Source organism: Pedobacter sp. AC464 (genome assembly GCF_979253075.1).
This window is the reverse complement of the sequence record NZ_CEEDBV010000001.1, coordinates 1011702-1035704: the sequence shown is the minus strand read 5'-3', so window position 1 is coordinate 1035704 and position 24003 is coordinate 1011702. Positions and strand designations below refer to the sequence as shown.

Annotated in this window: 22 protein-coding genes; 14 read left to right on the top strand and 8 right to left on the bottom strand. The window is 37.7% G+C overall.

The genetic code is table 11. From position 1 onward, the window contains the following. Positions 1-106: 106 nt before the first annotated feature. Positions 107-526, bottom strand: a complete 420-nt coding sequence (locus AC0IWT_RS04460) for an acyl-CoA thioesterase (RefSeq protein WP_471796161.1) — start codon at positions 524-526, stop codon at positions 107-109. Between the two features lie 138 nt (positions 527-664). Here AC0IWT_RS04460 and rpsO point away from each other — a divergent pair, with 138 nt between their 5' ends. Further along, the gene (gene rpsO / locus AC0IWT_RS04455; protein ID WP_025146265.1) at positions 665-949 is read left to right on the top strand and encodes a 30S ribosomal protein S15; all 285 of its coding nucleotides are present in this window, start codon (positions 665-667) and stop codon (positions 947-949) included. A 175-nt stretch (positions 950-1124) separates the two neighbouring features. Beyond that, the gene (pnp, locus tag AC0IWT_RS04450; RefSeq protein WP_471796160.1) at positions 1125-3260 is read left to right on the top strand and encodes a polyribonucleotide nucleotidyltransferase; all 2136 of its coding nucleotides are present in this window, start codon (positions 1125-1127) and stop codon (positions 3258-3260) included. An 89-nt stretch (positions 3261-3349) separates the two neighbouring features. Here pnp and AC0IWT_RS04445 read toward each other — a convergent pair whose 3' ends face one another. Further along, positions 3350-3970 (bottom strand): toxin-antitoxin system YwqK family antitoxin, encoded by a 621-nt coding sequence (locus AC0IWT_RS04445; RefSeq protein WP_471796159.1) that lies wholly within the window; start codon positions 3968-3970, stop codon positions 3350-3352. An 83-nt stretch (positions 3971-4053) separates the two neighbouring features. On the opposite strand from AC0IWT_RS04445, the gene AC0IWT_RS04440 reads away from it, so the two are divergent. The 5 genes from AC0IWT_RS04440 (at position 4054) to AC0IWT_RS04420 (ending at position 10367) form a co-directional block, all read left to right on the top strand. After that, positions 4054-4638 (top strand): hypothetical protein, encoded by a 585-nt coding sequence (locus AC0IWT_RS04440; RefSeq protein ID WP_471796158.1) that lies wholly within the window; start codon positions 4054-4056, stop codon positions 4636-4638. A 193-nt stretch (positions 4639-4831) separates the two neighbouring features. Next, positions 4832-5503, top strand: a complete 672-nt coding sequence (gene rpe / locus AC0IWT_RS04435) for a ribulose-phosphate 3-epimerase (protein ID WP_471796157.1) — start codon at positions 4832-4834, stop codon at positions 5501-5503. Positions 5504-5578: 75 nt separating this feature from the next. Next, entirely contained in the window at positions 5579-8008 is a 2430-nt protein-coding gene (locus AC0IWT_RS04430) for a TonB-dependent receptor (protein ID WP_471796156.1), read from the top strand. A 256-nt stretch (positions 8009-8264) separates the two neighbouring features. Next, positions 8265-9338 (top strand): 3-phosphoserine/phosphohydroxythreonine transaminase, encoded by a 1074-nt coding sequence (gene serC / locus AC0IWT_RS04425; protein ID WP_471796155.1) that lies wholly within the window; start codon positions 8265-8267, stop codon positions 9336-9338. A gap of 78 nt (positions 9339-9416) precedes the next feature. After that, the gene (locus AC0IWT_RS04420) at positions 9417-10367 is read left to right on the top strand and encodes a D-2-hydroxyacid dehydrogenase (protein WP_471796154.1); all 951 of its coding nucleotides are present in this window, start codon (positions 9417-9419) and stop codon (positions 10365-10367) included. A gap of 62 nt (positions 10368-10429) precedes the next feature. Here AC0IWT_RS04420 and AC0IWT_RS04415 read toward each other — a convergent pair whose 3' ends face one another. The 3 genes from AC0IWT_RS04415 to AC0IWT_RS04405 form a co-directional block, all read right to left on the bottom strand. Continuing rightward, the gene (locus AC0IWT_RS04415) at positions 10430-10576 is read right to left on the bottom strand and encodes a hypothetical protein (RefSeq protein WP_200940365.1); all 147 of its coding nucleotides are present in this window, start codon (positions 10574-10576) and stop codon (positions 10430-10432) included. Continuing rightward, positions 10557-11153 (bottom strand): hypothetical protein, encoded by a 597-nt coding sequence (locus AC0IWT_RS04410; RefSeq protein ID WP_471796153.1) that lies wholly within the window; start codon positions 11151-11153, stop codon positions 10557-10559. The genes AC0IWT_RS04415 and AC0IWT_RS04410 overlap by 20 nt, the downstream gene beginning before the upstream one ends. A gap of 211 nt (positions 11154-11364) precedes the next feature. Further along, positions 11365-12144 (bottom strand): SAM hydrolase/SAM-dependent halogenase family protein, encoded by a 780-nt coding sequence (locus AC0IWT_RS04405; RefSeq protein ID WP_056872287.1) that lies wholly within the window; start codon positions 12142-12144, stop codon positions 11365-11367. A gap of 103 nt (positions 12145-12247) precedes the next feature. Here AC0IWT_RS04405 and AC0IWT_RS04400 point away from each other — a divergent pair, with 103 nt between their 5' ends. From AC0IWT_RS04400 to AC0IWT_RS04385, 4 genes are all read left to right on the top strand, one after another. Next, entirely contained in the window at positions 12248-13207 is a 960-nt protein-coding gene (locus AC0IWT_RS04400) for a PhoH family protein (protein WP_056872286.1), read from the top strand. A 157-nt stretch (positions 13208-13364) separates the two neighbouring features. Beyond that, a complete protein-coding gene (locus AC0IWT_RS04395; RefSeq protein ID WP_471796152.1) occupies positions 13365-14309 on the top strand; it encodes a phosphoribosylaminoimidazolesuccinocarboxamide synthase in 945 nt (314 codons plus the stop codon). Between the two features lie 35 nt (positions 14310-14344). Further along, a complete protein-coding gene (locus AC0IWT_RS04390) occupies positions 14345-14722 on the top strand; it encodes an STAS domain-containing protein (protein ID WP_056872284.1) in 378 nt (125 codons plus the stop codon). Between the two features lie 68 nt (positions 14723-14790). Next, positions 14791-15696, top strand: a complete 906-nt coding sequence (locus AC0IWT_RS04385; RefSeq protein WP_471796151.1) for a ribonuclease Z — start codon at positions 14791-14793, stop codon at positions 15694-15696. A 124-nt stretch (positions 15697-15820) separates the two neighbouring features. On the opposite strand, the gene AC0IWT_RS04380 is transcribed toward AC0IWT_RS04385, so the two are convergent. The 3 genes from AC0IWT_RS04380 to AC0IWT_RS04370 form a co-directional block, all read right to left on the bottom strand. Further along, a complete protein-coding gene (locus tag AC0IWT_RS04380) occupies positions 15821-16774 on the bottom strand; it encodes an MlaD family protein (protein ID WP_471796150.1) in 954 nt (317 codons plus the stop codon). A gap of 174 nt (positions 16775-16948) precedes the next feature. Beyond that, complete coding sequence (locus AC0IWT_RS04375; RefSeq protein ID WP_471796149.1) at positions 16949-17722, bottom strand: N-acetylmuramoyl-L-alanine amidase family protein; 774 nt, start codon at positions 17720-17722, stop codon at positions 16949-16951. A gap of 10 nt (positions 17723-17732) precedes the next feature. Next, a complete protein-coding gene (locus AC0IWT_RS04370; protein WP_056870398.1) occupies positions 17733-18596 on the bottom strand; it encodes an N-acetylmuramoyl-L-alanine amidase family protein in 864 nt (287 codons plus the stop codon). Positions 18597-18670: 74 nt separating this feature from the next. On the opposite strand from AC0IWT_RS04370, the gene AC0IWT_RS04365 reads away from it, so the two are divergent. From AC0IWT_RS04365 to AC0IWT_RS04355, 3 genes are read left to right on the top strand one after another with little or no spacing between them, the layout of a single operon-like run. Then, positions 18671-21334: a putative LPS assembly protein LptD gene (locus tag AC0IWT_RS04365; RefSeq protein WP_471796148.1), complete on the top strand. Its 2664-nt coding sequence runs from the start codon at positions 18671-18673 to the stop codon at positions 21332-21334. Position 21335: 1 nt separating this feature from the next. Further along, a complete protein-coding gene (locus tag AC0IWT_RS04360; RefSeq protein WP_471796147.1) occupies positions 21336-22589 on the top strand; it encodes a competence/damage-inducible protein A in 1254 nt (417 codons plus the stop codon). Between the two features lie 47 nt (positions 22590-22636). Continuing rightward, a complete protein-coding gene (locus tag AC0IWT_RS04355) occupies positions 22637-23977 on the top strand; it encodes a dihydrolipoamide acetyltransferase family protein (RefSeq protein ID WP_471796146.1) in 1341 nt (446 codons plus the stop codon). Positions 23978-24003 lie beyond the last annotated feature (26 nt).

The following is a 24003-nucleotide window of genomic DNA, read 5'->3' as shown; positions in this document are numbered from 1 at the left end:
CCGAACCACGCGATTAATATATCTCCCCGTTTCGGTTTTTGGAGCCAAAACCGATAAGGAGTCATCATTTATTGAAATTCTTTAATGAATTTAGCTTGATGAATGGCTATATACTGTACGCTTTAATCATTTCTTCGGTAACTTTTGTTCCACGGCTGGTATTTAAATCAATTAATACATAGTCAAATATGCCGTCTGATGCAATTTTGCCTGTTTTTTTATTCAGAATTTCAAACTGAACCGAACATCCTTTATCGTGCATGGTTAATATCCCCGTTCTGATTAGCATTAAATCATTCATCAAAAGCGGGCGCTTAAAATTAATATCAACATGGCTTACAACCCAACCTAAGCCTTGCTTGGTGAAATGTTCCCAAGGCATGTTGTAGAATTTTTCCATCTGTTCGTAACGGGCGGCCAATACGTAATCCAGGTATTTGCTGTTATGCACATGGTTAAACATGTCTATATCGTCAGGGCGTACGCGGAGTTCGCTTTCAAAAATACTGAATTGATTCTTTTCCAATGGTAAAATGTTTTGTGCAAAAGTATCGAATAGACACAAGAAATATTTATATTAAAGTATTTTTGTATTTCAATTCTTTAATTACCTATCTTTGCGCCACAATTAATTAATTTTTATTGCTTTAATATTATTCAAGAAATGTATTTAAGTCCAGAAAAGAAAGCCGAAATCTTTAAACAACACGGCGAAGTAGAAACCAACACGGGTTCTGCAGAAGGTCAAGTAGCGTTATTTACATACCGTATTGCGCACTTAACAGAACACTTAAAGAAAAACCGTAAAGATTTTTCAACTCAGTTGTCACTTCAAAAATTAGTAGGTAAACGCCGCGGTATTTTGGCTTACCTTTACAAAAAAGATATTGAGCGCTACCGTGCTATCATCAAAGCTTTATCGCTTCGTGATATCATTAAACAAAAATAAGCGAATTTTATCAGCGAAAGCCATTCTTTACGGAATGGCTTTTTACATTTTCTGTTAAATATTTAACGGGATTTATTTTAGATAGGCTTTTTAAGCCTTATCTTCGTTTGCAAAAACAAAACATATATAAACAACGGTGTGTAGAAAGAGGAAAACACACCATAATTCTATTTAAATGAATGTAATAAAAAAATCGTTCGATTTGGGCGATGGCAGAATTGTAGAGATTGAAACTGGCAAATTGGCTAAACAAGCTGATGGTTCGGTTGTGGTAAAAATGGGCGATACGATGTTGTTAGCAACAGTGGTATCAACTGTTGGCGCTAAACCGGGTACTGATTTTTTACCGCTATCGGTTGATTATCAGGAAAAATATGCGGCTACTGGCCGTATTCCAGGAGGCTTTTTACGCCGTGAGGCAAGATTGTCTGATTACGAGGTATTGATTTCTCGTTTGGTTGACAGAGCTTTACGCCCAATGTTTCCAAGTGATTATCACTCTGATACACAGGTGATGATTTCATTAATCTCTGCAGATAAAAATATAATGCCGGATTGTTTGGCAGGTTTAGCGGCGTCGGCTGCATTATCAGTTTCTGATATTCCTTTCAACGGTCCGATCTCTGAAGTGCGTGTGGCTAAAATTGATGGTAAATTGGTAATTAATCCTTTAGCCAGCGATTTAGAGCGTGCAACCCTGGAGTTTATGGTTGCTGGTTCTGCTAATGATATAGGCATGGTGGAAGGTGAGTGCGACGAAATTCAGGAAGATGAAATGGTTGAGGCGTTAAAATTTGCACACGATGCAATTAAAGTTCAATGCGCAATCCAGGTTGAATTAACTGAAGCTACAGGTAAAACTGTAAAACGCGAATACAGTCACGAAGACCATGATGCTGATTTAAAGGCGAAGGTTTATGCGGACACTTATGATAAGGTTTATGCTATTGCGAAATCAGGTTCTAACAAAGATGAACGTAAAGTAGGTTTTACAGCAATTATCAATGAGTTTTTTGAGGCAATGCCGGAAGATACAGCAGATTTAACCAAGGCAATGGCTAAACATTATTACCATGATGTTCAGTACGATGCGATTAGAAATTTGTTGTTGGATGAAGGTATTCGCTTAGACGGCCGTAAGACGACTGAAATTCGTCCAATCTGGAGTGAAGTTGGTTATTTACCTGCTGCTCACGGTTCAGCTGTGTTTACACGTGGCGAAACTCAATCACTTACATCCGTTACTTTAGGTAGCAAAGATGATGAGCAAATGATTGATGGTGCTTTCTTTAACGGTTACCAAAAATTCTTATTGCACTATAATTTCCCTGGTTTCTCAACCGGAGAGGTTAGACCAAACCGAGGTGCTGGTCGCCGCGAAATTGGCCATGGTGCTTTAGCACAACGTTCATTGAAAAAAGTATTGCCACAAGGTGAGGCAAATCCTTATACAATTCGTATTGTTTCCGATATATTAGAATCTAACGGTTCATCATCAATGGCAACTGTTTGTGCTGGTACTTTAGCACTTATGGATGCAGGTATCAAAATCAAATCACCGGTTTCTGGTATCGCCATGGGTTTAATTACTGATGAAAAGACTGGTAAATATGCAATCCTTTCAGATATTTTAGGAGATGAAGATCACCTGGGTGATATGGATTTTAAAGTAACAGGTACTGAACACGGAATTGTTGCTTGTCAAATGGACTTAAAAATCAATGGTTTATCGTACGAAGTTTTAACAAAAGCGTTGTTACAGGCTAAAGAAGGTCGTTTACACATCTTAAATGAGATGAAGAAAACGATTAGTCAGCCGAATGAAGATTACAAACCACATGCGCCAAGAATTGTTTCTTTAACTATTGAGAAAGAATTTATAGGTGCAATTATCGGCCCAGGAGGTAAAATTATTCAGGAAATGCAACGCGAAACTGGTGCTTCAATATCTATCGAAGAAGTTGATGGCAAAGGTATTGTTGAGGTTTTTGCTGATAACAAAGCTGCTATCGATGCGGCCGTTACCAGAATCCGCAACATTGTGGCCAAACCAGAAATTGGCGAAGTTTACCAAGGTAAAGTGAAATCAATTATGCCGTTTGGTGCCTTTGTAGAGGTTATGCCTGGTAAAGATGGTTTGTTACACATTTCTGAAATTTCATGGGAGCGTTTAGAAACTATGGATGGTGTTTTAAAAGAAGGTGATAAAATCGAGGTTAAATTGTTAGATATTGACAAACAAGGCAAAATGAAACTTTCCCGTAAGGTTTTATTGCCAAGACCAGAAAAACCAGCTGCACCAAAAGCATAAGCTAGTTTAAAAGTAGCGGAAATTCGGTACTTAGAAATATAAGAATGGGCCCTTTTAGTTTACACTAAAAGGGCCTTTTTTATTGATTACTACTTTATTTTAACTCCGTTTTTATAAAGTTCTTCGCTTACAATTTTAGCTGTTTCATCCCTACAAATCCTGGTGCCTTCTTTGTTGCCGTTTACATAAAATGATTCGCATTTTGGTTTGCCGCTTTCAAAAAAGCTTTTCCAGTTGCCTTCTTGTTTATCGTTGTGGTAAGCACCCTGTTGCGATATTGTACCATTATTGAAATAGGATGTAAAGTTTCCCTCTAGTTTATCATCTACATAAACGCAGACTTCTTCTGGTTTACCATTTTTAAAAAACTTTTTAAAAGTTCCTTCTTTTAGTTCAGCAAAATCTCTGTAAACATAAAATTCATCAGCCTCTATAGCTCCGTTTTCGTAAAAATATTTCCACTCTCCATTTCTTTTATCTTTAGTAAAATTTCCTGTAATTTTTAATTGGCCATTTTCATAGTAGTAATTTGCAATTCCTTCTTTTTTGCCTTTTTTCCAATTTGCAGTTGAGCTTAGTTTGCCATTAGCAAAAAATTGTTTACAGGTTCCCTCTTGCAACCCATCCTTAATTCCGCATGGCTTCTCTTTTTGAGCGGATGCGAAATTGAAAACAAAAAAAAGGATGATGACGGCTAAATATTTTTTCATAGTAAATTGATTTATAGTTCAAAATAGTTTAAATATGTAATATTATAACTACATTTTTAAAAAATAAATTCTATAACTGTATTATGAAAAAATTACGAATCATTATTCTATCCCTAATCCTCACATCCTCGTTTTTTAAAGTAAATGCACAAAAGACCGCCTATTATCCGCAGGTTCCATTTGATTCATTACAAGCAAAAAGTATGTTGGGCTTGGGAACATCGAGTATTGAAGGACTAGCATACGCTAAAGTACCAGGACAATGGGGCTCTAAAAAGCTTTATGCCACAAATGTTGTGGTAACATTATTTCCGGTTACTGCCTATTTTAACGAATGGTACAAGTTAAGAGGTAAGCTGGAGAATAAAAAAAACAGTGTTTATATGTCTGAACAAACTTTTAGATACCGTATTACTGTTCAAACCGATGAGTATGGGAGATTTAAGTTCGATAAAATGAAACCAGGTAAATATTTCTTACAATCTTTTGCAAGTTACAGTAAAAGTGGCTCTACGCCGGTATACAGGGGTAGTGGCTATAACACTTATGGTGGAAGAACAGATTATTATGATTATCAAAACTATACTAATAATTATACTGATAGAATTGAGGAATTTGTAGAAATAACAAGAGATGGACAGGCAATTGAAATTAAATTGAAAAAATAGGGTTTTCTGTTTTACTGGAAGGGTTTTTTGTTGAATTCTGTTTTGTTTAACATTGATTTTGTAACTTGCATTGTTAATAAAATTATATAACCACATCGTCATCTGTATCGCTGCGAGGCAAAAAGCAAACTCATTTTACAACACTAACTGATTAAAATGCTTTGTGCCTTGCAATGACGTAAAACACCATAAAATGAAATACATTATTGCCCCATCAATACTTTCTGCCGATTTTGGCAATTTACAACACGATATTGAAATGATTAATCAGAGTGACGCCGATTGGTTTCATGTCGATGTGATGGATGGTGTTTTTGTTCCGAACATATCTTTTGGTTTCCCGGTCATGGCAGCCGTTAAAAAGCATGCAACAAAACCTTTAGATGTTCATTTGATGATTGTTGAGCCAGACAAATTTATTCCAGAATTTGCAGAAGCAGGTGCCGATAGAATAACAGTTCATTATGAGGCATGTACCCATTTACACAGAACCATTCAGTTAATAAAATCATCTGGTTGCAAGGCTGGTGTGGCTTTGAACCCACATACGCCGGTTAGTTTATTGCAGGATGTAATCGAAGATTTAGATTTGGTTTTAATTATGTCTGTAAACCCAGGTTTTGGCGGACAAGCGTTTATACATAACACCTACAAAAAAATTAAAGATTTAAAACTTTTAATTCAGGGCGTAAATGAAGCGCTAATTATCGAAGTTGACGGTGGTGTAAGCTTGCAAAATATTGTTACGCTGGTTTCAGCGGGTGCAACTGCATTTGTGGCCGGAAATGCCATTTTTGCGACAGACAATCCAAAGGAAACCATTGCTAAAATGAAATCTCTTATGGTTAGTAATTTTACTATTTAACGTTAAATTAATCGTTTGTCGGGCTATAAAATGCCTGAAAATCTTGATACCTGAAATTTATCTTGATACTAAAGAATGGTCCAGTTTCGGCTAATCCTTTTTCTACTAATCGCTGGCTGCAGTTTTGCTGTAGCACAGCCATTGGTTAGGGTATCGGGCATAATTTACAACGAAGAAAAAATTCCTCTGCCGCAAGTTACAGTTATCGTTCTCGGTCAGGCACAATCTACCGTAACCGACGAATTTGGTGCATATACAATTTACTCCAAGTTCAAAACTTTCGCTATCAAATATTCATTGCTCGGTTATCAGCCAAAAACCCTGAAGTTTAATGAACGTTCAGGCGCCAGAATTATACAGCAGGTTAAACTGGTTGCCAATATAAATGAACTCGAACAGGTAAATATTACGAACAAACAGAATCAGCTCAGTAATACCACAACAATTAATGTTGCCGATATTGCCTCGATGCCTTTAGTATCTGGCAACTTTGAAACGATGCTGAAAACCTTGCCCGGGGTATCCACAAATAATGAGTTAAGTGCTCAATATAGTGTTCGAGGAGGGAATTTTGACGAAAACTTAATTTACATCAACGATGTAGAAGTAAACAGGCCGGTGTTGATACGCAACGGCCAGCAAGAGGGGCTAAGCTTTATAAATTCTGAACTAGTGAGCAAAGCAAAATTCTCTGCCGGTGGTTTCGAAGCAAAATATGGTGATAAACTTTCCTCTGTTTTAGATATCCGGTATGATAAACCAGACAGCAACCAAACCATTTTAAGTACCAGTCTGTTAAACACTTCCTTAACTGCAAAAAGACTTTTTAAGCACAGTTTTCTACTTGCAGGGCTGCGATACAAAAACAATTCGAGCGTGTTGATTAAACAAGATGAAAAAGGGAGTTACAATCCAAATTTTGCTGATGCACAACTGATGTATCAATATGATTTTTCGTCGAAATTTAATATAAGTGTGTTGGGGAATTTAAATTTGGGTCAGTTTAAATTGGAGCCAACAAACCGTGAAACCCAGTTTGGAACGCTAAGTACAACCTTGCGCCTGAATGTTGATTATACAGGAAAAGAGGTTGATGACTACCAAACTCTTGGAACAGCAGTTACAGCAACTTACTCCCCTAAACCAAATCTGGTTATAAAATTTATAAATAGTTATTTCAATACGATAGAAAGAGAACGGTTTGATATTGAAGGAAGTTATATTTTCGATGAAGTAGATAATACTTTTTCAGCGGATAATTTTGGCCCGGTTAGTAAGAACAGAGGTATTGGAAGTTATTATAATTATGGGCGCAACAGTTTGAACACGCAGATTTTCGCTTCAGAATTTAAGGTTGATCAGAATTTTAATAATCATGTTTTCTCCTGGGGATTGAAGTTTGATAAATCGAGGTTTAACGATAAATTGAACGAATACAACTATGTTGATTCTGCCGGATACATTTTGCCAAACAATTCGCAAAACATAAAGCTTCAAAATGTTATTAATGTAGAAAATAACATCGATATAATAAACTATAGTGCTTATATTCAGGATAGTTACTCGCTCTCAAATTATGTAGAGCTTCAACTGGGTGCACGTGCAACTTATAGCTCCTTGAGTAAGCAGCTGCTGATTAGTCCGCGGATGCTGATTGCTTACCGACCGAATTCAAATAATAAAATTTTAAGATTTACTGCCGGCGTTTATAAACAACCGCCATCTTACCGAACCATACGGGATTTCACAGGAAAGCTAAATATTTCACAAAAGGCGCAAAGTTCTTACAACACATCATTCGGCTATGATTATGCATTTGATGCTTTCGGAACACGCTTAAAATTCACTTCAGAAATTTATTTCAAGTATTCTGACAGGCTTATTCCATACAAAATTGACAACCTCAGGATTAAATATCTTGCCGATGAGGTTTCTAAAGGATATGCTTATGGCGCTGATTTTAGCATAGGTGGGGAGTTTGTGAAAGATTTGGTTTCTTATTTCAGGATGTCGGTAATGCATGCCAATGAAGATATAATTGCTGATAATTATACCCAAAACGGAGAAACGATTTATCCTGGTTTTTTGAAACGCCCAACTGACCAGCGGGTCAATTTTTCAGTTTTTTTTCAGGACAGGCTTTTGAACAGTCCGACTTATAAAGTTCATCTAAATGCCCTGTATGGCTCTCGTTTGCCCATTGGTCCTTCGCAAACGCCGAGATATTTAGATAAATTTTTTGTGCCATCTTACAAGCGGGTTGATATTGGCTTTTCAAAGGATTTTCTGGATGATGCTGCGCTGCACAAACCAAAGTTTTTAGATAAGAACTTTAGTTCGGTAATTCTTTTTTTTGAGGTCTTTAATATGCTAAATATCAATAATACGGTTTCTTATTTGTGGCTTAAAGATGTTGATAATGTTCAGTATGCGGTTCCAAATTATTTAACGGGCAGGCAATTTAATTTAAAGCTGATAGTAAAATTGAAAACGAAACGCAACTAACCTCTTTGGTGAACATTCAATTAATTTCTTCTTTTTGAAATGAGGCCCTGCGTCGAAGTTTTTGATGCTACTTTCTTCAATGTGCGGCTGATATCAAAACAGTCGATTATGGCTTATTAAACTATTGCAAAAAGTGCAATAAAACTTAGAAAATCAGCCTAATTTTTAGCAAATTTTAATTTTTTATAATACGATTTTTTGGCCATAACTGCTTTAAAAATTTTACATTTACAGCCATAATCATTTATATAATAAGATGAAGCATAATTTTGGCGCAGGCCCTTGTATTTTACCTCAAGAAGTGTTTAAACAAGCTGCACAGGCAGTTTTGGATTTTAATGATGGACTATCAATTCTAGAAATTTCGCATAGAACAACTGAATTTGAGGCAGTTGTTGCTGAAGCTGATAAGTTAGTGAAAGAGTTATTAAATGTGCCATCAGGTTATTCCGTTTTATTTTTACAGGGCGGTGCAAGTTTGCAATTTGCCATGGTTCCGATGAATTTGTTGGGCGATGGGCAGACAGCAAGTTATCTTGATTCTGGCGTTTGGGCAACAAAGGCTTTAAAGGAAGCTAAGTTTATAGGGAACGTTAATGTCGTTGCTTCCTCAAAAGATGCAAATTATACGTTCATTCCAAAAGGTTTTGAAATTCCGGCAGATAGCGCTTATTTTCATTACACATCAAACAACACGATTTATGGAACGGAACTTTTCAATGTTCCTGAAACAAGTGTTCCTGTTGTTTGCGATATGTCATCTGATATTATGAGCAGGGTTATCGACGTTTCTAAGTTCGATTTGATTTATGCTGGGGCACAAAAAAATGTTGGTCCGGCAGGCTTAACCATTGTAATTGTGAAAAACGATGCACTTGGTAAAATTGAGCGTAAAATTCCATCGATGTTAAATTACCAGGCTCACATTGATAATGGTTCAATGTATAATACACCACCGGTTTTCTCCATTTATGTGGCTTTATTGAACCTGCGTTGGTTAAAATCAAAAGGCGGCGTTGCCGAAATTGAGAAAGAAAATAAGCAAAAGGCTGAAGCACTTTATAGAGAAATTGACCGTAACCCGTTATTTAAAGGCACTTGTGCCGTTGAAGATCGCTCTAAAATGAACATTTGTTTTGTAACGGAAAACGCCGAATTGGAGAAACCATTTCTAAAATTCGCAGAAGATCAGGGCATCATTGGCATTAAAGGCCACAGAAGTGTTGGCGGTTTCCGTGCATCAATCTACAATGCATTGCCAATTACAAGCGTTCATGCACTTATTGATGCAATGCAGTCATTTGAAGAGAAACAAGCAAAGGCAAATTAAGATTTTTATCAAATCACAGAGCTACAGATGCATCTTTTGAGCCATCTGTTTTCAAAATCTGGAAAGTCGTAAATAACAATGATTAAGATATTAGCAAACGATGGGATAGATCCTATCGGAAAAGAGTTACTAGAAAAAGCAGGTTTTCAGGTTGATACCGAAACCGTTCCGCAAGACCAATTGGCAGAAGCTTTAAAAAACTATGATGCCATTACGGTGCGCAGCGCAACTAAAGTTAGAAAAGAACTAATTGATGCTGTTCCGAATATAAAACTGATTGGAAGGGGCGGTGTTGGTATGGATAATATTGATGTTGAATATGCCCGCAGTAAAGGCGTTGCTGTGGTCAATACGCCAGCTGCATCTTCATTATCTGTTGCAGAATTGGTTTTTTCACACTTGTTTACTGGTATTAGGTTTTTACAGGATGCAAACCGAAAAATGCCAATTGAAGGTGCAACACAATTTAACAACTTAAAAAAGGCTTACGCAAAAGGGACAGAACTAAGTGGGAAAACGATAGGCATTATTGGTTTTGGTCGCATCGGTCGTGCTACGGCCAAAGTTGCTTTGGGATTGGGAATGAATGTTTTGGCCTACGACTTGTATCCGGCAGATGCCGAAATCACCTTGGAATTCCAGGGCGGGAAATCGGTAAGTATTCCTATAAAAACGATCTCTTTAGACGAAGTGATTGCTGGCAGCGATTTCCTTAGTCTGCACACCCCATTTGCAGATAAACCGATTCTGGGCGCTGAGGAATTTGCCAGAATGAAAAATGGTGTTGGAATTGTAAATTGTTCTCGTGGCGGAACCATTGATGAGCCAGCTTTGATTGAAGCTTTAAATTCTGGCAAGATTGCTTTTGCTGGTTTAGACGTATTTGATAATGAGCCAACGCCTCTGGCTGAAATTCTAAGCCATCCGAAAATTTCATTGACACCGCATATTGGTGCATCAACCAATGAGGCGCAAGAGCGTATCGGTACAGAACTTGCCACCTTAATTATTGAGCATTTCAAAAAATAATAGTTTGGTCATTCTGGGCTTAATCAACGAACTTGTTATCGATTAAGCTCAGAATGACTTTTTTAATCTAAGGCTTTAGTTAACACCCAGTACCGATAACCTAACAGTGCTTTCTGAAGGCTGGTTAGTTTATTCGGATCTTTCTTATACAAACTTGGTAAAATTGCCTTATTAATTCTCACCAGCGTTTTAAATAGCGCTTTTTTCATACTTCTTGTATTTTTGCAATTTCTTACTGTAAAAATAAAAGCCGCTAATTATTACTAAAATCAATAAAATGATGATGTAGGTTGACCAGCTTTTACTTTGTTTACTCAACTCTTTATTCAATTCCTCATTTTGATCCTGTAGCTTTTTAATTGTTTGCATGTAATTTTCCAGTCGTTCCTGAGAATTATCCGCTACAGCGACCTTCTGTTGATTTTGTAGATCCTTATAGTCCATTAATATTTTCAGTTCTTTAAAAATATTATTGTCTGTGAGCACAACCTGTCGTAAAATTTCGTTCGAGTTTTTAATGTCGCGTTTGGTTTGCCAGCCGAATATTCCGGTTCTTTGATTTAAACTTTCATCATATTGCCCAAATTTCGAACTGCGCTCCGCCAGCAAGGAATTTACCTTAACGCGTTGGGCAGCAAATGCGGTGGTATCCTGCTGGGCAAAACCCTGAAAATTTAAAAATATAATGCAAACAAAATAGAAATATTTCTTCATCTGATATAAACGTGTAAAGGTTAAAAGTTGTTTGGAAAGTCGTTTAAAAGGTTCATTGGCTTGGCAGTTCATTTGTTCATTTAATTTGCAAGTCGGCTATTTAACAATTTCTATTACTCCGCCAGCATGCAATGATTTTCAACCCGATAACCAATCAATATTTGACAACAGAACCAATAAACAACTAACCAATAAACGACTGAACCAGTGAACAATTGAACCAAAAACGACTGAACCAGTGAACAATTGAACTAATGAACAATTAAACCAATAAACCAACAAACTAAGGATGAAACTCAACCCTTACAATGTCGCCGAGGTGCAAGCCAAGTAAACCACTTGCTTTACCTTTGTTAATGGCGATTTCAAGATGATTACTGATTCCGAATAAGCAAAGTTTTTCGCCTTCCTGTACTTCGTTATAATGCCAGCTTAGCTGCGTTATGGTTTCGCTTTTTCTAAAGTATAAAGTAAAGTCGCGGTTCTTTTGGATTTTTGTGAAGAGGTCTTTGGTGATGTTCGTTATTACATTGCAGAAAGTGTCGATGTAGACAACGCTGCCACGAATGATATCACGCTCGATAACAGGATGTAAAAGCATCTTTTGCTCAATCTCTGCTACAGGTAAACCAATGTCTTTTAATTTTCCACCTTTCGCTAAATGCGTAGCCGCTTTTACAAAAATATCAACTAAAGGAAAGTGAAGATATTTTAGGTCTTGCATAATGTTCAGCTCAACTACATCTTCAGGTACATCATCAAAAAGCAAAGAAAATATTCCATTATCTGCGCCAACGAAATAGTGGTCGCGATGCTTAATAGCGATGTATTTTGTATTTTCGCTGTACACCGAATCGATGCCAATTAAATGCACAGTATTCTTCGGAAAATATGGATATGCATTCTTTAAAACGAATGCTGCATAAGAAATGTTGAATGATGGAACCTCGTGGGTGATATCAACTAAATTAACATTAGGCATAAGATTTAACAGACTACCTTTAAGGGCACTCTGGTAAAAATCTTTCGAACCTAAATCTGTTGTTAAAGTAATTATCCCCATTAAAAATTCATTATTATTGCTTATTCTTGTGTACAGGCCTAAGCGTCTGCAAATATTCAAATTTTAATTAATATACCCCGATAACTTTTTAAAATACTACAGTTTGAACGAATTAAAATTATCTCTTGACACGGTAAATCCTGCTCACTTCTGGGGGCCAAATAACGAGAATTACGAAATGATTAAAGGTGCTTTCGCGAAGTTAAAACTGGTAGCGAGGGGAAGTGATGTGAAGGTTCTTGGTGATGAACAGGAACTTAAGGCATTTGAAGAAAAATTTAATCAGCTGGTTGCGCATCTCGAAAAGTACAGTTCGCTAACAAATAACGATGTCGAATCTATTTTAGGTGCTAAAGCTGCCGGCGTTGCGAAAAAAGACGTGGAGCAGCCAACCGGTGGTGGCGGCGAAGTAATTGTTTTCGGTACAAATGGATTGCTGGTGAAAGCAAGAACGGCGAACCAACGGAAAATGGTAAGTAGTATTGCAAAAAACGACATTCTTTTTGCAATTGGTCCTGCCGGAACGGGTAAAACCTATACAGCGGTTGCGCTGGCCGTACGTGCTCTAAAAAACAAAGAAATTAAACGCATAATATTAACCCGCCCGGCAGTAGAGGCGGGGGAGAACCTTGGTTTCTTACCCGGCGATTTAAAGGAGAAAATCGACCCATACTTGCGCCCGCTTTATGATGCGCTGGACGATATGATTCCTGCAGAGAAACTCAAGTTTTACATCGAAAACAGAACCATCGAAATAGCACCTTTAGCTTTTATGCGTGGCCGTACGTTAGACAATTGTTTCGTTATTCTGGATGAGGCACAGAACGCTACAGACATGCAGTTGAAAATGTTTTTGACGCGGATGGGGCCAACGGCGAAATTTATTGTTACGGGTGATGTTACGCAGATAGATTTACCTAAAAAACAAATGTCTGGCTTGTTCAATGGATTACGTATCCTCGAGGATATTAAGGGCATCGATATCATCTATCTGAGCGGAGAAGATGTTGTTCGTCACAAACTGGTTAAGGACATACTCAAAGCTTACGGCGATATTCAGTAAGGCGAAAGTTTAACAAAGAATAACGAAGTTAAAGTACAGATTAAAAAGATTAAACCTCGCAGCACTTAAGCTACGGGGTTTTCTTTTGCAAGTTTAATCTTCCGGTTTCGGCATTGGCCCGCTAACTTTCCGAATTTTTATTTAATTTTATCGCCACATGAAAGCACAAAAAGAAACAAATTTCAATTTTCCAAACCAGAGCAATTTCTATAAGGGCAAAGTACGCGACGTTTACACGATAGCCGATAAAGTTATGGTAATGGTCGTGTCAGACCGTATCTCGGCGTTCGACGTTGTTTTGCCAGAGCCAATTCCTTTTAAAGGGCAGGTTTTAAATCAGATTGCAGCGAAATTTCTAGCAGCCACACAAGATATCATTCCAAACTGGGTATTATCTGTTCCAGACCCAATGGTAACAATTGGCCGTATCTGCGAGCCGTTTAAAGTTGAAATGGTGATTAGAGGTTATTTGGCTGGTCATGCCTGGCGTGAATATAGCGCAGGAAAACGTTCGGTTTGTGGCGTGTCGCTGCCGGATGGTTTAAAGGAAAATGACAAACTTCCCCAGCCAATTATTACGCCAACTACAAAAGCATCTGTTGGCCATGATGAAGACATTTCAAGAGCGGATATTTTGGCAAAGGGAATTGTTTCTTTAAATGATTATGAACAATTAGAACAATACACTTACGCCCTTTATCAACGCGGAACGGAAATCGCTGCCAAAAGTGGTTTGATTTTAGTTGACACTAAATACGAATTCGGAAAAGCTGATGGTATGATTTACCTGATTGATGAGATTCACACTCCAGATTCGTCGCGTTATTTCTATGCTGATGGCTATCAAGAGCGCCAAAATGCTGATGAGCCTCAAAAACAACTTTCGAAAGAATTTGTGAGGAAATGGTTGATAGAAAATGGCTTCCAGGGCAAAGACGGGCAGTCAGTTCCAGAGATGACACCCGAAATAGTGAATTCAATTTCTGAAAGATATATTGAACTTTATGAAAAAATTGTTGGCGAAAAGTTTATAAAAGCAGGTGCTGATGCAATTTCAGCCCGCATAGAAAGCAATGTTTTAAAGGCTTTGGAAACACTTTAAATTTTTATACATTAGCAAAATAAAGATTAGTAGAGATGAAATTTTCAGTAGATAAACACGATAAATATGTAACCTTAAAGCTCAAAGAGCCCAAGTTTACGAATGAAAACGCTCCAGGTTTAAAATCAGAATTATATTTACTTAATGCAGAGGGTTTTAAAAATATTATTGTCGATTTGAGCCATGTAAAAGAGTGCACCGATGCGCAAGATTTAAGTTGTTTGCTGGTTGGCGACAGGCTTTGTAAATCTGCGGGTGGTTTATTTATTGTAACCGCTGTAAACGAAGAAATTGCGCCTATTATAGAATTATCAAACATATTTCAATCTGTTACGTTTGTTAATACATTAGAGGAGGCTACCGATTTCATTTTCATGGATGAGTTGGAAAAAGAATTTAGAGGCGATAAATAAGTACGTTTTACATAAATTGAGGCCTCGTAGTTTTCAAAAACCTACGAGGCTTTTTATATAACAATAATATGAAATTCGAAGTTACCATTCTTGGAAGCAGTTCGGCAACTCCCGTTTTTAACAGGAACCCATCGGCACAGCTTTTAAATTGTAACGAAAAATTTTATTTGATAGACTGCGGAGAAGGCACCCAGCAGCAGCTTACAAAATACAATTTAAAAGCTGCAAGGATAGATTATATTTTCATCAGCCACTTACACGGCGACCATTACTTTGGTCTAATCGGTTTACTTTCAAGTTTGCACTTAAACGGCAGAACTAAAGCAATGCAGATTTTCGGTCCGAAGCCACTTTTAGAGATACTCGAAATTCAATTCAAATATTCTGATACCAGTTTAAGGTATCCGCTGGAATTTTTTCCAATTGAGGCAGATGAATCCAGGTTGATATTTGAAAATCAGGATTTAATTGTTAAAACGATTGTTTTAAATCACCGCATTCCAACAACAGGTTTTGTTTTCCAGCAAAAACAAAGACAGCGTAAACTGATTAAGGAGCTAACAGAAGAAATTCCAATGGCGTACTATACAGCTTTGAAAAAAGGCCTGGATGTAGAACTGCCTGATGGTAAAGTTTTGAGGAGCGAAGATTACACAACCCCGCCAGATCCGCCAAGAAGTTATGCTTATTGTTCAGATACGATGTATGACGAGCGGTATTTTCCGGTTATAGCTGGATGTAATACACTTTACCATGAAGCTACGTTTATGCACGAGCTTTTAGACAGGGCGAATGAAACACACCATACAACAGCCCTTCAGGCCGGAGAAATTGCTAAAATCAACCGAATTGATAAGTTGATTATCGGTCACTTCTCGTCCCGGTATAAAACGTTGCAGATGTTGCTCGAAGAAACACAATCAGTTTTTGAGAATACTGAGCTTGCAATTGAGGGTAAAACCTTCCAGTTATAAACAGCAACACTTCACAAATTCGCATTGCCATGTTTGCTCCATAACAGCGTTGAGCAATTCCTTTTAAAACAAAAAAGGCTTACATATTACTGTAAGCCTTTCTATTTTATTATTCGATTAACAATTACTTATCTTTCTTATTGCCACCTCCAAATACAGAGAAATGAACATAACGCTTAGGATTGGCTTTCAAATCAATCATTAACTCGTCAAGGTTTTTAGAAGCGCTATTTAAGTTATTGTACATTTTATCATCATTCAATAATAAACCTAAACTTCCCTTACCGCCTTTAATTCCTGAAATAACGCTTTGCAAATCTGCTATCGCATTGTTGGCATTATCGAGCGTTTCTTTGAAATTTGCTGCAGCAAACTTATCTGTAACAGTATTTATATTCGTCAAAATATCGCTGATTTTCTTATTATTGTTATTTAAGTTAGCTGTAATTCCTTCAACATTTTTAAAGATAGCTTCGATACGTGCACTTTCAGAACCTACTAATCCGTCAACCTTTTTCGAAGTGGTTTCTAATGATGCTAACGTTCCGGCGATACTATTGAAACTTTTATCAACATTTTTTTGGAAGTTTGGATTAAGTATAGAGTTTACGCTACTTAAAATAGAGTCCATTTTACCGATGATTAGCTCTGCTTTCTTTTGAACGGGTTGCACCTGCTCCATTAAACCTTTCTCAACATTTGCGTTGAGGGTGAAACCATCTTCTGCCATTTTTTTAGAATTACCTAAAGACATGACGATTGCTTTGCTGCCAAGAAGGTCGGTACCTTCCAGCCTTGCTATGCTGTTTTCTGGAATTTCGTATTTGCTATTGATGCTTAGTGTTGCCAGAATTGTCCCTCCGGGCTCTAGCTGGAGTTTCGCTACCCTTCCGATTTGATAACCGTTAATCAAAACTGGCTTAGAAACTGTAAGTCCATCAACCCTGGTATATCTGGCAAGTAGTGTAGTTTCACTAGAGAAAATTGAATTTCCTTTTAAAAAGTTGTATCCAATAATTAACAAAGCAATGGCAAATGCAGCTAAAATCCCTACTTTGGTTTCGTTCTTAATCTTCATGAGTGTTTTTATTTAATGGCTACAAGTGCTAAAATTACTAATTAATACTTGCAAGAGCGCTATAGTTTATTTTCGACGGTTAAATATGTAATTACGATTACATAATGTTTACATCGTTAGTTTTGTTTGGTATTTTTTATAAAATTCTAAAATGGCCTACATTTATAATGCCAGTTAATTAACCTCTATATTTTTCTTGTAGGTTTTTATCGCTGCCAAAATGGATGCTGCAATTTCATTCTGCCCTTTTTCAGAATTGATATATTTTTCTTCATCCTTATTTGAGATAAAGCCTACTTCGGTTAAAACTGCAGGCATGCCGCATCGTTGTAATACTAAAACGCCTTGCTCTTTAACGCCGCGACTTAAACGTTCATCTCTGCTGATGTAGCTGTTTTGAATTAATTTTGCAAACTTAATACTTTTATCGCGAAAGGCATTTTTTAATAGCGACAAAAGGATGGAAGAGGCAGGGTTATTTGGATCGTAGCCATCATACTTGCTCTTGTAATTCTTTTCCAGCTTGATATCCGCATTTTCCCTGATGGCTGCATCCTGTTCTTTCAATCGGTGAGAACCTGCCACTAAAGTTTCTACTCCTTTAATGTGTTTGTTTCCTGGTGGCATTGAGTTGCAATGTACAGAGATGAATAAATCTGCGTTTGCATTGTTGGCAATTTCCGCCCTTCGGTACAAATCCACATCTACATCCTTTTTACGGGTATAAATCACCTTAATATCAGGAAGTTCGTCTTTTAGCTTTGCACCAAGTTTTAAAGCCACCTTTAATGAAATATCCTTTTCAGTAGAAAAGCTACCAGAGGCGCCCGGTTTTCTGCCGCCATGCCCTGCATCAATAACAATCGTTTTTATTTTATAGCCTTGTGCTGAGGCTATGTGACTATAAATTAGACCAAGAAAAAGTACTGTTAAGAGCTTACTACTCATTTAGGATGTTTTAGAAGGATGTTTCTGCCAAGCGTTTGTAATTTTTTATTGCTCTGATTATGCCACCTACAATTTCGTTTTGTCCTTCTGGAGAATTCATATAATCTTCTTCTTCCGGATTACTAACAAAGCCAATTTCGGTAAGCACCGCCGGCATAGATGCCCTTGCCAAAACGGCCAAACTCTTTTCCTGCACGCCTCTGTTAATTCGGCCTGCACTTATATATTCTTGTTGAATCATCGATGCGAACTTCAAACTCCTGTCTCTGTTGGTTTGTTTCATTATCGAAACCATGATATCATTTTCCGGGGTATTGGCGATAAAACCTTCATAGTTCTTTTGGTAATTATCCTCCAGAAACATCGAAGCATTCTCTCTTTTGATAACCTCGTCCTGTTCGTCCATCCGGCCCATACCAGAAACAAAAGTCTCTGTTCCGCGGGTTGATGTACTTTTTGAAGTAACTGTTCTATAAACAGGAACCTTTCTTCCTTTTACTTTTTTGTAATAATCTACCACTCTTGATACCCGAACAGGCATATCATTTAAGTGTATGGAGATGAATAAATCTGCTTTGGCATTATTTGCAATGTTTATTCGCTCGTAAAGAGGAATAAAAACATCGCTTTGCCGGGTGTAAATTATTTTAATATCCTTAATACTATCTTGTAAGGCTTTGCCGAGGTTAAGCGCTGTTTTTAACGCAACATCTTTTTCCCTGGAATATACGCCATGGGTAGCGCCATCTTTACCGCCATGGCCGGCGTCAATTACAATTGTTTTGATTTTATATTCCTGCGCAATCGCCTGATTATCAATCGTATTGAATAGTACTAAACAAATAATAAGTGTTAAAAGGTTTTTAAGATACATCAATGGTATATTTTTCACTAATTTTGAACGTTTTTGATTAAACATTTGTGCAAAAATAACATTCAAATACGAATTTGAAACTTCTTAGCAACTCTATTTTACTATTTTCTGTCATTTTATTAACACTCAACGTTAATAAAGCTAACGCATTTTCGGCATTTTCATTGCAGCAGGTGGTTCAACAAGACACAATCAAGAAGGATACTTCTAAAGTAATAACTAAAAATAACAGCGACCTGGATAAAAAAGTAGAGTACAAAGCCCGGGACTCTGTGAAAATGAGTAAAGATAAAAGCATCATATACATGTATGGTAATGCCCGGGTTACCTATGGCGACTTTGAGTTGGATGCAGATTACATTAGATACGACCAAAAAAACAATATAATTTTTGCCAGCGGAAGAACAGACCCGAAATCTAAGCGATACGTTGGAAAACCGATATTTAAGTCTGGGGCTGAAGGCACAGCCATGGCCGATTCACTTTACTATAACTCAGCAACGACGAGGGCAAAGGTTTTTGGTGTTTTTTCTGAACAAGAGGGAGGATTTTTCTCCGGCGGACAAAGTAAAAAACAGGCTGATGATGAGGTGCATATCAAGAATATGATGTACAGTACCTGTAATTTGCCACATCCGCATTTCGGGTTAATGATTAGCAAAGGTATCGCGACAGAAAAAACAATTATCACCGGTCCGGTTTACATGAAAATTGAGGATGTTTCAACGCCCTTCGCCTTACCTTTTGCATTTTTCCCAAAACAAAACAAACGAACTTCGGGCATTATGTTGCCCACGCCAGGTGAGGATGCTACAAGAGGATTTTTTCTTCAAAATTTTGGATATTACTTAGGCCTAAACGATTACTGGGACGCCAAATTACTGGGTACAATTTATACAAACGGTTCTTACGAAGGCTCTTTGCAAAGTAATTATACGAAAAGATACAAGTTTAACGGCGGTATAAATATCAACTACGCAAGCACGCGGAACGGTATACAGGGATTAGAAGACGTTGGTAAAAACTTCAGGATTGGCTGGAATCATAGTCAGAATCCAAATGCAAGTCCGGGTTCTACATTTACCGCGAGCGTTAATTTAAGCTCCAGTTCTTATTATAAAGCAACAGCCGCCAACGCCACTTATGATCAGCGAGCAATTGCGCAAAACAGTTCTAACAGTAGTATTGCATATTCGAAAGTTTTGGCGGGTGGGTTATTCAATTTCAGTACCGCTTTGAGTGCTACGCAGGATTTTAGTGCCGGAACTATTGCCTTACAGCTACCAACATTAAACCTAAACATGTCTACCATCAGTCCGTTCGATTCTAAAAACCGTACCGGCGAGCAAAAATGGTATCAGAAACTTACCGTGGGTTACAGTTTAATTGCAAATAACAACATCAATACGGTAGATAGTATATTGTTTAAACCTGCCGGATTAAGAAAACTGCAAACAGGATTTAACCATACAATTCCACTCGGAATAAACTTTACACTGTTGAAATATTTAACTTTTAGCATGGGTGGAACCTATAATGAAGTTTGGAATTTTCAAAGTATCCAGAAAAGATACACCGCATTTACTGATGGTTCGTATACATCGAGATTAGATACCATTAGTGGTTTTAAACGCGGTGGAAGTTACAATCTATCAACAAGCATGTCGACAAAAATTTATGGTAAAACCAAAGAATTCAAAAATCTAGGGAACATAAAGCAGTTGAGGCATGTGATGACACCATCCGTTAGTTTTACCTACTCGCCAGATTTTACAGACCCGTCAAACGGCGTTTATAAATATGCAGAAGCAATAGACGCAAACGGAAGAAAGGTTAATTTATTAGACGCTTCCGGCAATCCATTGAAATACTCGATATTTGAAGGGATGGCTTTTCCGGGGTCTTTTTCTGGCAGGCAGGCTGCGATAGGTTTTACATTAGATAACACGACAGAACTTAAAGTTCGTTCGAAAAAAGACACTACAGGCACGGGCGAAAGAAAAATTCCGATAATTCAGGGTCTAACTTTTAGTGGGTCATACAATTTTTTGGCAACAACAAGAAAGTTATCAGATATTAGCTTTAGCGGGCGCTCTCAGTTTACTGATAAGTTAGGTGTATCATATAATGGTACCTTTAATCCGTATATTTTACAGGAAACGATTGTGAATGGAACACGTATCACCACAGAAACAAATCGTTATTTTTGGCAGGATAAACGCGTACTTCCAAGGTTACAGAATATTGGTTTCTCTTTTGATTACAATTTCAATGCAGACGCTCTTAAAAAGAAAAATGCAGCCTACGATAAAACCAAAGACCAGATTGAAAAGCAGGGGATGACTCCATTACAGTCGGAACAATTAAATGCAGTTAACCGCGATCCGAATGCTTTTGTAGACTTTAACATCCCATGGAACTTTGCATTTTCTTATAGATTCGATTATTCAAACATTTTGGGTGTTCAAACCGTTACCAATACATTAAACTTCAATGGCGATTTTAACTTAACGCCAAAATGGAAATTTACTTTTAACTCTGGGTATGACTTTAAGAATCAAGGCTTAACGCCTATGACTTTGGCAATTTATCGCGATTTACATTGCTGGGATATGAGTGTGAACTGGATTCCATATGGTGCATATAAGAGTTATTCAGTTACTATAAAAGTTAAAGCATCAATATTGCAGGATTTGAAATTGAGTAAAAGACAAGGGTTTTACAGTACAGGATATTAATATGTTAGCCGAAATCATAACCATTGGTGATGAAATTCTCATTGGCCAAATCGTAGATACCAATTCAGCCTGGATGGCTAAGCAACTTAACGCTATCGGTGTTTCTGTAAAGCAAATCACCTCAGTTTCTGATAATGAAGATCACATTATTCAAAGCCTCGCCGACGCAGAAAAACGGGCAGATATCATTTTCATTACGGGTGGTTTGGGGCCCACCAAAGATGACATTACCAAAAAGACTTTAGCGAAGTATTTCAATATGGGTTTTCGAAGAGATGAAGGGGCTTTGGAAATGGTTCGTCAAATTTTTGAAAAATATAAGCGACCGTTAATCGATATAAATATGCAACAGGCAGATGTTCCCGATGGTTGCGAAGTAATTGTGAACAAAAATGGAACTGCACCTTGTATGTGGTTTGAGCAGAACGGAAAGATTTTCGTTTCAATGCCTGGTGTTCCTTACGAGATGATGTATTTAATGGATGACGAGATTTTGCCTAGAATAAAGGCGAAATTCAAATTGCCTTCCATTATTCATAAAACCATTCTTACAGCAAATATTGGAGAGTCTTTTTTAGCCAAAGAGATCGAAGAAATTGAAGATGGTTTACCACGGCACATAAAACTTGCTTACTTGCCAAAATTGGGCCAGGTACGATTACGCCTTTCGGCTACCGGCGAAAATGAGGCCTTGCTAAAAAATGAAGTAGATAATGCCGCAAAACTGATTATCGAAAAAATTAAAAAGTTCGTTGTAGTTGATGATGATATTCCCCTTGAAAAAGCGGTTTTGAATCTGATGAAAGAAAAAGGATTAACCTTATCTACAGCCGAAAGTTGTACCGGTGGCTATATTGCGCACCTGATTACGCAGCATCCCGGTTGTTCGTCGGTTTACTGGGGCGGGGCAGTCGCTTACGCTTATGAACTGAAAGAATCCATTTTAGGGGTAAAGACAAGTACACTTAACACATTCGGTGCAGTTAGCGAAGAAACCGTTCTTGAGATGGCAGAAGGTGCTATCCTGCATTTTAAAACCGATTATGCAATCGCGGTAAGCGGAATTGCAGGCCCGGATGGCGGAACAGAAGATAAGCCGGTAGGCACTGTTTGGATTGCCATTGCCTCTAAAAATAAAAGTGTAGCTAAAGTGTTTAATTTCAGCAACAAACGCATTCAAAACATTGAAAGATCTGCCGTTTCCGCCTTGGTGATGTTATTAAATCTACTAAAAGAAGACCAACACAAAGAATAAAAACTGTATTTTTGTCGCTATACCAATATATAATACTGTAATTTAATATGGCTCAATACGAATTATTGTTACCAAAGATGGGTGAAAGTGTTGCTGAAGCAACCGTAATTAAATGGGTTAAACAAATTGGAGACACTATTGATTTAGACGACACCGTGTTGGAAATCGCAACTGATAAAGTCGATTCTGAAGTTCCTTCTCCAGTTGCTGGTAAATTGGTAAAGCAGTTATTCGCTGCTGATGAGGTAGCACAGGTTGGCGATGTAATTGCGATTATTGAAACCGAAGGTAAAGCTTCTGCCGAAGAACCAATATCTGCAGCTGCGGTTACGGAGGAGAAAGAGGAGACAATACCAGGTCTGGAACAACTTCCTGAAGAAAAACCGACTGCAGTACAAGCAGATTTTAGCTCAACCGACCGTTTTTATTCTCCATTAGTTAAAAGCATTGCATCACAAGAAAATATTTCTGTCCAGGAGCTTGATTCCATCAAAGGTTCGGGTGCAGATGGTCGTTTGAATAAAGACGATTTACTGAGTTACATTGCCAACAGAACTGGCAACAAGATAAATACTGCCCCAGCAGAAGCGACACCTCAACCACAACCGGTTGCAGAAGTAAAGACTTCGCCCGCACCAGCTGCAGTGCCGAGTAAAACATCTACCACATCAGTTTCTGGTGGTGATGAGATTGTTGAGATGGACAGAATGCGTAAGCTTATCGCCGACCACATGGTGATGAGTAAAACCACTTCTCCGCATGTAACCTCTTTTGTAGAGGCTGACGTGACGAATATGGTTTTATGGCGCAATAAGGTAAAAAATACCTTCGAAAAACGCGAAAACGAGAAAATCACTTTTACACCAATTTTTGTTGAAGCGGTTGCGAAAGCAATTAAAGATTTCCCGATGATTAATGTCTCCGTTAATGGAACACAAATTATTAAGAAACGCGACATTAATATTGGTATGGCTGCCGCTTTACCAAGTGGTAACCTAATTGTTCCAGTTATAAAGAATGCAGATCAGCTTAATCTGGTTGGTTTAACTAAAGCGGTAAACGATTTAGCGGTTAGAGCACGTACCTCTAAACTTAAACCAGACGAAACACAAGGCGGCACCTTTACATTAACAAACGTTGGCTCGTTCGGGAACGTAATGGGAACACCAATTATCAACCAGCCACAAGTTGCTATTCTTGCTGTTGGCTCAATTAAAAAGAAGCCTGCAGTTTTAGAAACTGAACATGGAGATGTAATCGCAATCCGCCACATGATGTTCCTTTCCTTATCTTATGACCATAGGGTAGTGGATGGCTCGCTGGGTGGAATGTTTGTTCGCAGAGTGGCAGATTACCTGGAAAACTGGGATTTTAACAGAGAAATTTAGATATTTATTAAATCAAGGAAGTCAGG